The 13,325-nt window shown below is 38.3% G+C and carries 8 protein-coding genes; 3 read left to right on the top strand and 5 right to left on the bottom strand.

Annotated features, from left to right (window positions below; all coding sequences use genetic code 11):
* The first annotated feature begins 250 nt into the window (after positions 1 to 250).
* The gene (locus FFU37_RS11330) at positions 251 to 856 is read left to right on the top strand and encodes a TIGR04211 family SH3 domain-containing protein (protein WP_138489523.1); all 606 of its coding nucleotides are present in this window, start codon (positions 251 to 253) and stop codon (positions 854 to 856) included.
* A gap of 31 nt (positions 857 to 887) precedes the next feature.
* Here the strand turns inward: FFU37_RS11330 and FFU37_RS11335 are convergent, their stop codons facing one another.
* From FFU37_RS11335 to FFU37_RS11355, 5 genes are all read right to left on the bottom strand, one after another.
* Complete coding sequence (locus tag FFU37_RS11335; RefSeq protein ID WP_024598984.1) at positions 888 to 1,949, bottom strand: DUF21 domain-containing protein; 1,062 nt, start codon at positions 1,947 to 1,949, stop codon at positions 888 to 890.
* Positions 1,950 to 2,004: 55 nt separating this feature from the next.
* Positions 2,005 to 3,357 (bottom strand): magnesium transporter, encoded by a 1,353-nt coding sequence (locus FFU37_RS11340; protein WP_024589298.1) that lies wholly within the window; start codon positions 3,355 to 3,357, stop codon positions 2,005 to 2,007.
* 314 nt (positions 3,358 to 3,671) lie between these two features.
* Positions 3,672 to 4,421, bottom strand: coding sequence for an RIO1 family regulatory kinase/ATPase domain-containing protein (locus FFU37_RS11345; protein WP_138489524.1), 750 nt, complete (start codon positions 4,419 to 4,421; stop codon positions 3,672 to 3,674).
* Between the two features lie 133 nt (positions 4,422 to 4,554).
* Complete coding sequence (locus tag FFU37_RS11350; protein ID WP_223231670.1) at positions 4,555 to 5,070, bottom strand: MarR family winged helix-turn-helix transcriptional regulator; 516 nt, start codon at positions 5,068 to 5,070, stop codon at positions 4,555 to 4,557.
* A 106-nt stretch (positions 5,071 to 5,176) separates the two neighbouring features.
* On the bottom strand, positions 5,177 to 6,844 hold the full coding sequence (locus FFU37_RS11355) for a methyl-accepting chemotaxis protein (RefSeq protein WP_138489525.1): 1,668 nt from the start codon (positions 6,842 to 6,844) through the stop codon (positions 5,177 to 5,179).
* 485 nt (positions 6,845 to 7,329) lie between these two features.
* Between FFU37_RS11355 and FFU37_RS11360 the strand changes: the two genes are divergently transcribed.
* Both FFU37_RS11360 and FFU37_RS11365 read left to right on the top strand, forming a co-directional pair.
* Complete coding sequence (locus tag FFU37_RS11360) at positions 7,330 to 10,038, top strand: endo alpha-1,4 polygalactosaminidase (RefSeq protein ID WP_138489526.1); 2,709 nt, start codon at positions 7,330 to 7,332, stop codon at positions 10,036 to 10,038.
* Positions 10,038 to 13,325: a tetratricopeptide repeat protein gene (locus FFU37_RS11365; RefSeq protein ID WP_138489527.1), complete on the top strand. Its 3,288-nt coding sequence runs from the start codon at positions 10,038 to 10,040 to the stop codon at positions 13,323 to 13,325. The genes FFU37_RS11360 and FFU37_RS11365 overlap by 1 nt, the downstream gene beginning before the upstream one ends.

The following is a 13,325-nucleotide window of genomic DNA, read 5'->3' on the forward strand; positions in this document are numbered from 1 at the left end:
ACAATGCAAATTTTTTAACCTTATTTTAGGGCCTGATGACCTTTGCGGATTAAAATTCGTTCTATCTAGGGGCAATTTAATCACAGCGTGAGGTTTGTAACCTAGTGGACTCGATAACTACTCCTGCGTTACCGTACTGGGTTACAATATCAGTCTTGCTATTGATCTATTTAATCCATACTATCTAACTACTTATGTGAAATAAAAATCACGTTCATAACGGACGCAGTTAGATCAACAAGGTAGATAAATGCTAAAACATTGTTTATTAGGGCTACTTTTAACAGCCACCACATTCATGAGTTATGCACAAGAAGCACAACCTGCAAATTCAACGAATGCAAACATCGCTTATATTATCGATAATCTATACACTTTTATGCGCTCTGGGGCGAGTAAAAATTATCGACTACTCGGCTCTGTAGATGCTGGAACAAAGTTAACCTTGTTATCAAATGAAGAAAACGGCTTTATAAAAATTAAAGATGATAAAGACCGCGAAGGCTGGATAGAAACTAAGTTTATTACTAAAACAGCTGGCTTACACCAACAGTATAAAACACTAAGTAGCGAAATGAGCACTATGCAAGAAAAGCTACGTCAAGCTCAAATAGAACTTCCACAGCTACAAGAACAAAACCAAACTTTAACAGATCAAAATCTGCAGTTATCTGCTCAAATTACTAAGCTTAAAACAACGCTAGAGCAAGAGCGCACTCAAAAAGAAGCTGCTAGCTCAAAAGAGAAACGCCAGCTACTTACTTACGGTGGTGCTATTGCGTTTTTAGGCCTGTTTTTAGGTATTATATTAACGATAGTGCTGTCACGTCGTAAGCGCTACGAAGGTTGGGCGTAAAGCTCCACCAACTAAATACAAAAAAGCCGCTTTATAGCGGCTTTTTATTCTCTGTATTTTCATGCAGTTCGAGTTTTGGTGCACTCATACCTTTGAGCAACCGACCAAATATATCAGCGCCGGTAATAATGCGTTTCACGTCGCTCCACACTAATACCACATCGTGATCAATGGCCCCATCAAACGATTTATCTAAAGAATGATTAGCCCGTATTTTTAAAATCACTTCACTCAAACGCATCGCTTCATCAGCAACAATTATAGGTCTGTGACAATAATGATAAGGGTCAAACGTATCTGGCTCAAATAACGCTGATCTTAAAAAGCCGTCAGCATCTACCACTAATAAAGGCCAACCGTCTTCATTGGTAATGATCACCCAGTTATAACCTGACTTATGTAGTTTGCGTAAAAACTCATTATCAGTTGTTAATGTAAGGTCTGGGAAAATAGGCAAATCAAGCTTAGTAGGCAAAGCAATAATAGAGTCTGGATCAATTACCTCACCCTCTTTGGTTACGCTTATTTCATCTAAGCTAAAAAAGTTAAGCGCGCCTATTCCCTCAACGTGTTGAACATCAGCTTCTTCAGCCTCTATGTGTTTGCGAATAATACCCCTGAGCTCACTTTCAGCAAAGTACGTAATCCCCTCTTTACCTAACCATGCATCGAGTATTAAAGCCGTTGGCTTAGCAACTATATAAAACAGAATCTGATAAAACTTAATTAACGGCGAAAGTAGGCTCGCCATTTTTAACGCATTACGCGAAAAATAAGCCTGTGGTGTTATTTCACCAATAATAGTAATTGCAATAGTTGAGAATAAAAACGAGCTTGCGCCCATTAATACCGAATCAGAAAGTAGTGTAAGTAGTACGTTAATACCTACGTTACCCCACAAAATAGTCGACAATAAAAAGTTAGAGTCGTTTCGAAGGGCCATTACTTTTATGGCCGCCTCGTTCCCTTTTGCACTTTCCATTTCAAGCTGAAGCCTACTTAGTGAAAAAAACGCTAAGTTTAAGCCCGAAAATATTGCCGATTGTGAAATACACAAAGCAATTGCACACCAAATCATGACTTCAAAGGTCATTGTATTTTCCTGTTAGTAATACCAATTCACTTAATTAAGCGAATTGGTATAAGGCTTATAAAAGCAATAAACTGCCTAAACCTAAAAAGGTAACAAACCCAACAATATCGGTAACGGTAGTTAAAATTACCGAACCAGATAACGCAGGATCAATTTTCATTTTGTCTAAAATAGACGGAATAACAACACCTGCTAGTGACGCGGCCACTAAATTCAATAATATGGCTACCGTAATCGTAATACTAAGCATTAAGTCGTTAAACCATAAAAAGGTTAGTAGGCCTATTACAAACGCCCATACCAAGCCATTTACAGCGCCAACACGCAGCTCTTTTTTAAGCAACGCATTACGGTTTGAATCTGTAACCTGTCCGAGCGCTAAACCTCGCACAATAACGGTTAATGTTTGACTGCCAGCAATACCCCCCATAGAAGCGACCACTGGCATTAATACAGCTAGTGCTACAACTTGTTCTATCGTTGCGCCAAATAAACCGATAAACCACGACGCTAAAAAGGCAGTAGCTAAATTAATACCTAACCAAATGCCACGGTTTTTAGCACTTTTTCGCACACTTGCGAACAGGTCTTCGTCTTCACGTAAACCACCGGCTTTAGCGGCTGCTTCATCAGCAATTTCTTGTCGTAATTCATAAGCAGAGGCAATGGTTAATCGCCCAAGTAATTTGTTATCAGCATTAACCACTGGCAGTGCCATTTTTTCACTGTGGATCACCACCTCTGCCGCTTCATATAAATCATCATCAGCATGGAGCAATGAAAAGTCATGATTTGCCAATGTCATTAAGTTATCGGTGTCGCTGGCTTTTATTAAATCATTTACCGCAACCTCACCTATTAAACTACCCTTGCGGCTTACTAAATAAATAACTTCACTGTATTGCGGTAAACCTTTGTGTAGCAATTTTTTAGCACCACCGGCTGTTAGCTTCTCCGATACTTTTAAAAAGTCAAAACCTAACCAGTGACCTAATTGTTCTGGCGGGTATTGCTGCGCTAAATCATATTGTTTGGTTTGCGCTTCATCGAGTTGCTTTTTTGCATACTCAACAAATCGCTCTGGTATAACTTCTTCAAGTTCCAGTAGCTCTTCTACATTAACTTCATCAAGAAGTTTAAAAGCCTCAGTGTCTTCTAGCGTTTGCAGCAACCACAAACAACTATCTTCACTTAAATTAACAAAAATTTCGTGTTGTGTGTCTTCATCAAGCAACTGCCAAATTTCAAGTCGTTGTTCTTTTGGTATCGCCTCAAAAAGTAATGACAGGTGCTCTGTTGAAAGCGTTAACTGCGCATCTGCTAATAATTTATTTTTGCGTTCTGTTGTATCGCATTGCAATAAATCATTTATGAGCTGTGGAAGTTGGTCTACCGGATACTCAATCATCTTAAAACCTTAAAATTTAAAAGCGCACATTATTTATAGTCTACTTGAACAATAAAAAATTGCAGAAAAAACGTGAACTTATTAAGCATGCGCAAGCTATTTTTGCGCATTGTATGGGCAAACTAAATGCAGTACTAATATTTATTTTAAAAAATTAAAAAAACAGTAAAAGGAATTGTTTTTGAGGGATTAAACAACAAGTAAGCAAACCAAAGGGATTACTTATAATAAAAAAAATCCCATATTAGCTAGGCTAATATGGGCAAAATCACACAATGAATTAGGTGTTTTTAAATTACGGTTTATGCTTTAAATTAAAGTCTATCAGTAATATTTCGTACTAAGTCAGAATCTACAAATTGAGTAATAAGTGCAGCGCCCCACGCATAGCCTCGCTGTATTGGGTAACCTTTAAAAATCCAGCGTTTACGCACGTGATTAAAGCGCTCCAAATAGTCTTGCTTTTTTTGTGGCAGAGGTTGCTCACCCAATTTATTCCATGCTTTATATACGCCTGACATGTCAGACCCTCGCATAAAGCGTTGCAACCAACGTGGAAAACGAGAAAAGCTAATAGTGGACTGAAAATCAATAAAATAAGGTTTACCGTCTGCGCCGCATAAAATATTACCCATATTACGCAAGTCTAAATGCACGATGCCTTTGCGATGCATTTTTGCTACTTGACGCTCAAGCTCACTAAAAAAGTTAACAGGTAGTGTTTTGTCTTCATGAATTAAAGCGCGCAGTGGCGTGCCTTCAATATAGTTATAAGCAACCGCTATCGGCGACAATCTACAAAAGCGGTTAGCAACTGCGTTAAGCTCTGCTAAACGGCTCAACCCTTTATACTCTTGATTTACCGACATACGTGCAAATGTTTTGCGGATAAACCAGGGGCTTTGGCTAAAATCTTTAACGATTAAATCAAATTCATTATCTTTATATCGATACACAATCGCGTTAGCAAAACGTCCCTTATGGACAACACTTAAGTGATGTTGCATAAACGTATGTTCTGGAAATTGCTGTTGTAATTGTACTAACAAATTATTTTCAATCATAACAAACCTAACAAGATGATAACTTTAATTGCCTAGGCAACTATATTATCAAAGTTAGATTCTGCGCACAATCAGATCAACTAATTAGCACGCTAACTTTCTATTGAAACAGTATCGCTATTTTATTGATAATCTACTTTTGGGGGGAGTCTGGCAGTGAATCAAGATTATTTATAGCTTTGAATAGTAAGTCGATTATTTGGTTTTTTTCTGGCTCTGAAAAACCATTTAATGCTTGCGCATAGACTTCGTTCACTACAGGCATAATTTCAGGACAAAGAGCTTTACCTTTTTCACTTAAACACAAAATAGTTGAGCGCTTATCAAGCTCACATTGCGTTTTAATAATGAGTCCTTTTTCTTCAAGTCGGTTTAGTAAGCGGCTCATAGCGCCACGATCATAAACCATATATTCGCAAAGTCCTGCAAGCGTATTAACCGACTCTCTCGCAAGTAGTACAACCACAATATATTGCGCAGAAGTTAAGTCCATAGGAAGTAACTTGGCATCAACATGAATGGCTAATCTCGAACGTAAAAAAGAGACTAAACGCCCCAAATCTTGCTCTGGCGCTAACTCTTCTCGAGTACAACGTTTAATTGATGGCATGTTTTGCATGGTTATTTCACTGTATAGGTATATTTGCATGCTGATAGACCTTAACGCATGCAAAAAATTCAATAATTTTTATAAAAAATCGCCCACAAAAATAAAGCCGCTATTAGCGGCTTTTAGTGTAGGGCTTTGAGCTTTGTTAAATCTTAAACTGGCCAACTAAGTGTCCTAAGCTTTCACCACGCCCAGCTAAATGCTGACCAACTGAAGAGGTGGTTTTACTTGAAATAGTTAGCTCATTAACTATTTCTTGAATAGCAAATACATTACGGTTTATTTCTTCTGTAACGCTACTTTGCTCCAGCGCCGCTGTCGCAATTTGCGTACTCATGTCGTTAATTGATCTAACTGAGCTTGTTACCGCGCCTAAACTTTCTGAAATAGCACGAGAGGATTCAACAGAGCGATTACAACTACTTTGGCTTGCTTGCATTGCTGCAACTGCATCTGATACTAAGTTATGTAGCTCACTCAACATTTCACTAATCTCTAATGTGCTAACTTGAGTACGACTTGCTAGGCTTCTTACTTCATCAGCAACAACTGCAAACCCTCTGCCTTGCTCACCTGCTCGCGCAGCTTCTATTGCAGCGTTGAGTGCAAGTAAGTTTGTTTGCTCAGCAATTCCACCAATTACACTTAGTACGCTATTAATCTTTTTAGATTGATCACTGAGTGAATCCACTTGTTCAGCAGCTAGGTTAATTTCGCCCATTAAGTTTGAAACCTCACTGAGTGAAATATCAACACACTCTTGAGCTTTAGCAACTTCTTGCGTTGCCGCTTGAGTTGACTCTGCCACTTGGTTTGTATTTTGAGCCACCTCATGAGAAGTAGCCGACATTTCGGTAATAGCCGTCGCAACAAGATCTGTTTCATGATTGTGATTAAGTAACTTGTCTTCAATTAATCGTGTTTGTGTATTTATGTCACCAGAAGCTGTCTTTACATCGTGTGTTACATCAACCACATTAGCAATAATGCCATGTAACTTACTTACAAACATATTAAATGCTTCGCCAAGTTGACCTATTTCATCGTTAGTATCAATGTCTAGACGCTTAGTTAAATCGCCCTCACCTTTTGCAATATCGTCAAGGCTTTGCGCCATGCGCTGTATCGGTTTTACCATTGTGTTTGCGGCAACTAACGCACATATAATTGTTAAAACAACCCAAAACAAAGCAATTAATAATAAGGTCATTACCTTATCATTCATGTGCTCTTGCATTGTTGTTTGGTATTTAAGTAGCTCTGCATCTATATCATCCATATATGCGCCAGTACCAATCATCCAGTTTGTGCCTGGTATCATTGCTGCATAGCCCATCTTTTCAACTAAGCCTGTGGTATTTGGTTTTTGAAAATGATAGTTAAAAGCGCCGCCGCCTTTTCTAGCTTGCTCTAATAAGCCCACTATTATTTTTTTACCGTTAGGGTCAGTCATCCCTATTTTATTTTGTCCTTCAATAGCATCACCTAGTAATGCATGAAAAACACTAATGCCATTGGTGTCGTATATAAAAAAGTAACCACCTTGGCCAAATGTTAAGTCTCTTAAAGCGTTTTTAGCATCTTGCTCAGAGCCATTTGCTAATTGATAACGAACAATTTTGCTAGCAATTTCAATTTCGGTACTTAGTAACCTTTGCTTGTCACTTATTAACTTAGTTTGAAATGCTTCAAAATTTTGTTGCTGATTTTTATTCTCTAAATAATAAGAACTCAGCATTAAGCTGATCAAAAGTAGCATTAGCGGTAAAATAGCTAGTAACAGCAATTTGTTTTTCAAGCTTAAATTACTCATTTTTTCTCCGGGGTGTATAAATGCATATATAACGACAATTGCCAAAGTTAAATTACGACTGTTTACTATGTTTTATTGGGTTTAAAACATAGTAAATAAAAAATTTGGTGGGAGTATACTCATACCATGCTCTGCGTGCTGATATTATAGTCACAAGGGAGGTATTTGAACACTAAAAACACTGCGACCTTTGTATTAATCAATATATTATTTACCACCCTTTTTGTTATATTCAAAATTCTAACGACTGTATTGATCTAAAATTAATTTGATAGCGTACTGAACCGCTCGATTGCTTCGTATGTAATGAGTTAACTCATTAGTCATGTTAGTATTGGTTTTAGGTTCATATAAATAATGAATATATGGATATTAAACTTCCATTAACATATAATAGTCCTATATTCCTAATACCAAACAACTAGATCAAAATTGGAACACATCACTTTGAGCCACAGTTATAATCTAATAAAAATGAATTATTAATGAAGTATATTTTATACCTTGCACTTTTAGTGTCGGCACACGCATTCGCAACGCCTGTAAATAATAGTATCGCTTTTTACTACTCAGCGCCGATGCCATTAGCCGAAATGACCTTTTATTCTCGCGTTGTAGTTCAGCCTGACCTTGTGACTGAGCACGAACTCAATTGGTTTAAACAGCGTAACATAGCTGTTTATGCTTATTTAAGTGTTGGTGAGTCGTTTATTGAAAGTGAGTCCTCACTCGCAGTTAACCCTAACTGGAATAGTCACATTGCCGATTTAACATCTACGCATTGGCAACAACGTGTGCAAAATAACGCAGCTGCTTTAAAAGCACGAGGCTTCAGTGGCTTGTTTTTAGATACTCTAGACAGCTATCAACTTTTAGATGACAAGCACAGTAAATCAGAACAAAAAAATGGCTTAGTCGCAATTATAAAAAGTCTGTCTGGCACGTTTAATAAACACCTTATCCTCAACCGAGGCTTTGAGTTACTACCTAGACTTACTGGTTTAGCCAGTGATTTAGTGGCTGAAGGTTTATATAGCCATTACAACCCAATCAATAATAGCTACAAATTAACCACCGAGAACGATCAAGCTTGGCTAAGTGCACAATTAAAAACGGCACAAAAGCTTGGTTTTAAAGTACAAGTTATTGATTATGCACAGCCTGACAACCGTCTTGCTATGGCGCAAAAAATAAAACAGGCAGGTTTTATTCCCTGGGTAACTGATGGGCACTTACAAACATGGGGTACATCAACTATATCACCAGTACCAAGACGCATCCTCATTCCGTACAACAGTAACGTTAAGCCACTCATTTACACTACCGTACATTTAAAGCTTGCGACCATGATTGAGTATTTGGGGTATATACCTGATTACATAGATATGGCAAAGCGCGATTTACCTTTAGTTGATCCTAGCTTACATGCTGGTATTATTTCGTGGACCTCAAGCGACGCATTTTACACACCCACACTAAACAATTGGCTTGAAGCTAATTTAGGTGTGGTGCCAGAGCTTATTTTAGGCGAGTTACCACAATCAACTAAATTATTATTAAGCTTAGGTATTGAGTCGTTAAACACACTACCTGAAGGTCCATATAAACAAGATAGCTTTGCACCTTGGCTTAAAGGGGAGTCCACAACACCTCCCCCTATTGTTAAACCATACTTACTCAAATTATCAACTGATGCGACTCCTTTAATTACAATAAAATCATCGGATGACACAATAGTTGTACAAGCTGCTAAAACTAAATATGGTGCAGTAGTAGTTGCTCCTTGGCTAATTGATACATTTCCGATGGAAGGCAGCAAATGGGTTATTGATCCGCGTACATTGCTTACTCAAGCAATGGGATTACCACCTATATTAGTGCCAGATACAACCACCGAAAGCGGCAGGCGAATGCTTACTTTGCATATCGATGGAGATGGATTTACAAGTGTTGCCCACTACGCAGGTAAGCCTTATTCAGCAGAAGTAATTCGAGATGAAATAATTAAACACTACAAACTACCGTTAACGTCATCAGTGATCCAAGCTGATATTGAAGAAGGCGGTATTCATTCTAAACAAAGTGCCAAACTCGAAGGCATTGCGCGTAGTATTTTTAACCTGCCTTACGTAGAAGTTGCTTCACACACTTATAGTCATCCCTATTTTTGGACAGCACTATCTGGGCAAAAAAAAATAGATGAAGACGACACAGATTACGGTTTTCATCTAGACGTGCCTGGCTACAACACAATTAGCCTTAACAAAGAAATTACCGACTCGATAAAGTACATTAATGACAAGCTCGCACCTAAAAATAAAAAAACAGTAATGATGCTATGGTCTGGTGATGCAACACCTGGCCCAAAAGCACTTGAACTTGCTCGTGACGCTGGTGTGTTAAATGTCAACGGTGGTAACACTGATGTAAATGCTGATAACCCAAGCCTTTCTCACATCTCCCCTATCGGTCGCCCTGAAAGAGATTTGCTGTATCAAATTTACGCCCCCATATTAAATGAAAATGTTTACACAAACCTATGGCATGGCCCTTATTACGGCTTTAGACGTTTAACCGAAACTTTCGAAATAACAGAAAAACCATATAGGTTAAAGCCTTACACTATTTATTATCACTTTTACTCAGGCGAAGTTCTTGCGGGCTTAGACGCTCTTAAACACAACATTGATTATGTTTTAGCAAGGCCAAATACACCGGTGCATTTAAGCCACTATGCAAAAGTAGCAAAAGACTTTTACTTTTCTGCACTTGCAAAAAACAGTAATAATGAATGGTTATTTAGCTCAAAGTACATTCGTACTCTGCGCATACCTACCGATTTTGATGTGCCAAACATATCTCAAAGTGAAGGTGTATCTGGTGTAACTGAAAAAGGTGACTACATACATATTATAAATAACATAGCTCGCCTTAGCTTTGATCATAGCCAAAATAGTAAAAAACCTTATTTAGCATCTGCAAATGTTGTTATTGATAACTGGCAAGTTAACGGACCGGTTAGTTTTAAAGCATGGGTGCCCGCTTCACTTGATTTAATTAATGCACGCTCATGCGAATTTGTATCTAATTTGGGTGAACACTTTAAAGGTGTAACACGCACTAATGTGACGCACTTTAATCTGCCAAAAGGTCAATTTTATGGTTACCTTAACTGCAACGGATCTGCTCTATAATGAATACTAAAAAGCGCCCTCAGTTAATTTCTATAAAAACAATATTAGCGATACTAGCTGTAAGTTGTTTTGCACTTTATGCGTTATTTCCCCATACCTTATTTTTTGAAGATGATGCACTTTCACAAGATTATACTTTTGAGAAATCTTACCTTAATGCAGCACTCAATGCAGAGCCCGACAACGAAAAGCTTCGCGCAAAATTGGTTGAGCTACATATAGGGCTTAGTGAGTATTCACAAGCCACTAACGAGCTTGAAAAGCTACCTAGAGGCGAGCGCAAAGCAACACTTGAAATAAAGCTGCTTTACTCATTATGGCTAGCAAGTGGTGCTAAAGTTGACGACCGCTTTGAAGAGCTATCTTTAAAAATAGGAGCTCATAAAAATTGGAACGAACAAATACTGACTATTGCAAAAGCCGTTGGGTTAAACGCAAAAGTTGCTCAGTATTATCAAAAAAATAAACAGCCACTCCTTGCAGCCGATTACTGGTTAAGCGCAGGGGAACCTGACAAAGCATTCGATATTTATAAAACAAATATAAATGCTGACATTGCAGCTAAAGCGATTGAAACTGCACTTGGCGCAAATAATCCGATTCAAGCTTATGCATGGTGGAACACCTACGGTGACAAAGCCGATGTTAAACGCACCCTTTATTTAGCAAACTTGGCTGGCAACACAGAAGATGCAGCTCAAGCGGTTGAAAGCTTATTAAAGAGCGACCCAAATAACAGCGAGTACTTAACGCAAGCAATGCACCTGCGTTTAGCAAATGGAAATGCAAAAGGGGCTGAGCAATTACTTGCAAAGTTATTACTACAAAGCCCAGATGACAAAGAGCTACATTTATTAAATTGGAAGATAAAGCGCTGGCAAAACAAGCCTAAAGAGGCACTTCGAGAGTTTAAATGGCTAATGTCTAACAAAGCCGTAACCCCTGCGATGCTTACCGATAGTATTAACGATGCCACCGCTTTATATTTATACCAAGATGCTAATGATATATACGAATATAAAGCCCAAAATAGAAATCTAAAAGGAAATGGCTTTGCTAATTGGATGCAAGCTAACGAATTTATTGGTAACACAAAGCAAGAGTTAAATAATATTGAACGCTTTGAGCAAATAAATGGTAAAAGTGCATTATCACAATATTGGAAAGCAAAAGTACTTCACGATACTGGTAATTTAAAAGCCTTAAGGGTCTTGTGGCCTACATATAAAGGGCCTAAAAATGAAGAAGATTTACTTTGGATTGCCCGCGCATTTTGGCTAGAAGATGACTTTTCTACAGCTCTGCAAGTACTAAAAAACAAACATGAAAGTTCTGACGATGAGTTTTGGAGTGCCAATGTAGACATGGCAATGCGAGTCCAAGACAAAGCTCATGAGCTATATGCATTAGAGCAGTTGCAACAAATAAGCCCTTTAAGCGTAGGCGACATGCTGCACTACCAACAATTGCGCTTTGAAGGTAGGCCTCAGGGGCTTCTTGATTATTTATGGAAAAGTGAGTCGCAAACTGACCGTCAATTGATTCAAATTGCATTATTAAGCACACAAGTAAATGATGCTAAATCAGTTGCACGTATTCATGCTGAACTTGATAAACAACGATATAATAAAGCTCTCTATCCTGCTTGGTTAATTCTTTCTAATTGGTATCAAAACCAAAGTGATTTAAATTCAGCTTATACAACTTTAAACCGCGCTGCTAAATTAAGCGAATATGACTCTGATGTTGTGCTTGCACAAGGTTGGTTAGCGCTGCAAATGCATGACACTGTAATGATTGGCCGCATTTTAGCTCGCTATTTTCAAAGCGACACTTCCTATGCGTGGACGCAGCTTTTAGCTAGCCTATCTATTTATGAAAAATCATATAACAGTGCCTACTTTTATTTGCGTAAATTGGCCATTGCAGAGCCAAGTGACTTAACAACACTGGTTAACTTAGCCGATGTAATGAAGCAACTTGGTTATTATGCAAATGCTGCTGAACTTAATCACTATTTACTGCAACACTTACCTAAAGATAAATATGCATACAGAGGCCTAATGTTCCGCTGGGCGGGCGCGATGGCTGTTCCTCATTTAATGCAATTAAACACAATGGAAGAACTTGCCCCCGACACTATTGGTGAACCTCAAACAAACTGGTGGTTAGCGCGCAGGGCTGCACAAAAATTAGAGCCATGGCAAAAGCTACAACTTTATATGACCAACGGCGAGTTTAATAAAGCGAAACAGCTTATAGCTGAAGGTTCACTAAGCAAATTAGATGAGCTAAACGCCCTACTCTATTTAAAACAACCCTATGCCACCATGCAACGTTGGTACGAAGAACTCACTGAAGAACCAAGTCAATCGCAATTGAGTTTACTTAGAAATGCACGCGCATCCTATTTTAGAGCGCTTGAAATTAACCTATCGCCAGAGGCTGGTTTAAACAGTAGCCAGTACGATGTAAACGTTTATTTTCCTTATGCTAATGGGCAATGGAAATTAAGTTTAAGTAATCAGCAAAACCTTGATAACAACGGATTACTGTTTGCGATAGAAGATAAAATGACCTTTGGTCGTTGGTATTTTGATGCAAAAATAGATTCGCACCAAGGCAGCTTAGTTAGCCGCCAAGGTCTTAGCTTAGACTCTCGTTATCAATGGGATTCACGAACACAGGTAGGTTTAAAGCTTGAATATAATGTTGAAAACCGCCAATCAGAAGCACTACTTAGCTATGCTCAGCTAGATAAAGCCACGGCCTATGTTAACTACAATATTGATGGTAGACAAAACGTACAGCTATCAGCAGCAGCGATGTCTTTTTCTCGAAGAAGCGATGGCAGCTCACTAATAAACGGCCAAGAATATAATGCTCGTTACCAATACAGCATTTTAAAAGACCGCCCAATTTGGAACGCTTATTTTAGTGCGCAATGGCAAGACTTTGAACGTGTTAATGCATTAATAAATACAGATGCAAGCAGAAGACCGCTAAGAGTTGACCTTCAACCATTTAGACGTTTTGCACTAGGGACCTCATTTGCTTCAACTGGTTCATTAGAACCTCCTTATTTAGGCGCAAGCCCTTCGTGGTTATTTGATATAAGTACTGGCTATCAAACACTTAACGATACAGTAGATGTATCAGTTTCAAGTGGCGCTGGTTGGTCTGTACTGGGCGATGATTTATTTAAATTACAGCTAGGTTACCAAAGTAGTAATAAAGTGGGTAACTCAGATACACAATTACAATTAGGTTATTACGTACATTTTTAA

The sequence above is a fragment of the Pseudoalteromonas distincta genome, assembly GCF_005877035.1.
Classification (GTDB): domain Bacteria; phylum Pseudomonadota; class Gammaproteobacteria; order Enterobacterales; family Alteromonadaceae; genus Pseudoalteromonas; species Pseudoalteromonas distincta.

Excerpts from the sequence above, each read along its gene's own strand:
- FFU37_RS11330 (WP_138489523.1), top strand. The coding sequence starts at position 251 with ATGCTAAAACATTGTTTATTAGGGCTACTTTTAACAGCCACCACATTC.
- FFU37_RS11335 (WP_024598984.1), bottom strand. The coding sequence starts at position 1,949 with ATGACCTTTGAAGTCATGATTTGGTGTGCAATTGCTTTGTGTATTTCA.
- FFU37_RS11340 (WP_024589298.1), bottom strand. The coding sequence starts at position 3,357 with ATGATTGAGTATCCGGTAGACCAACTTCCACAGCTCATAAATGATTTA.
- FFU37_RS11345 (WP_138489524.1), bottom strand. The coding sequence starts at position 4,421 with ATGATTGAAAATAATTTGTTAGTACAATTACAACAGCAATTTCCAGAA.
- FFU37_RS11350 (WP_223231670.1), bottom strand. The coding sequence starts at position 5,070 with ATGCAAATATACCTATACAGTGAAATAACCATGCAAAACATGCCATCA.
- FFU37_RS11355 (WP_138489525.1), bottom strand. The coding sequence starts at position 6,844 with ATGAGTAATTTAAGCTTGAAAAACAAATTGCTGTTACTAGCTATTTTA.
- FFU37_RS11360 (WP_138489526.1), top strand. The coding sequence starts at position 7,330 with ATGAAGTATATTTTATACCTTGCACTTTTAGTGTCGGCACACGCATTC.
- FFU37_RS11365 (WP_138489527.1), top strand. The coding sequence starts at position 10,038 with ATGAATACTAAAAAGCGCCCTCAGTTAATTTCTATAAAAACAATATTA.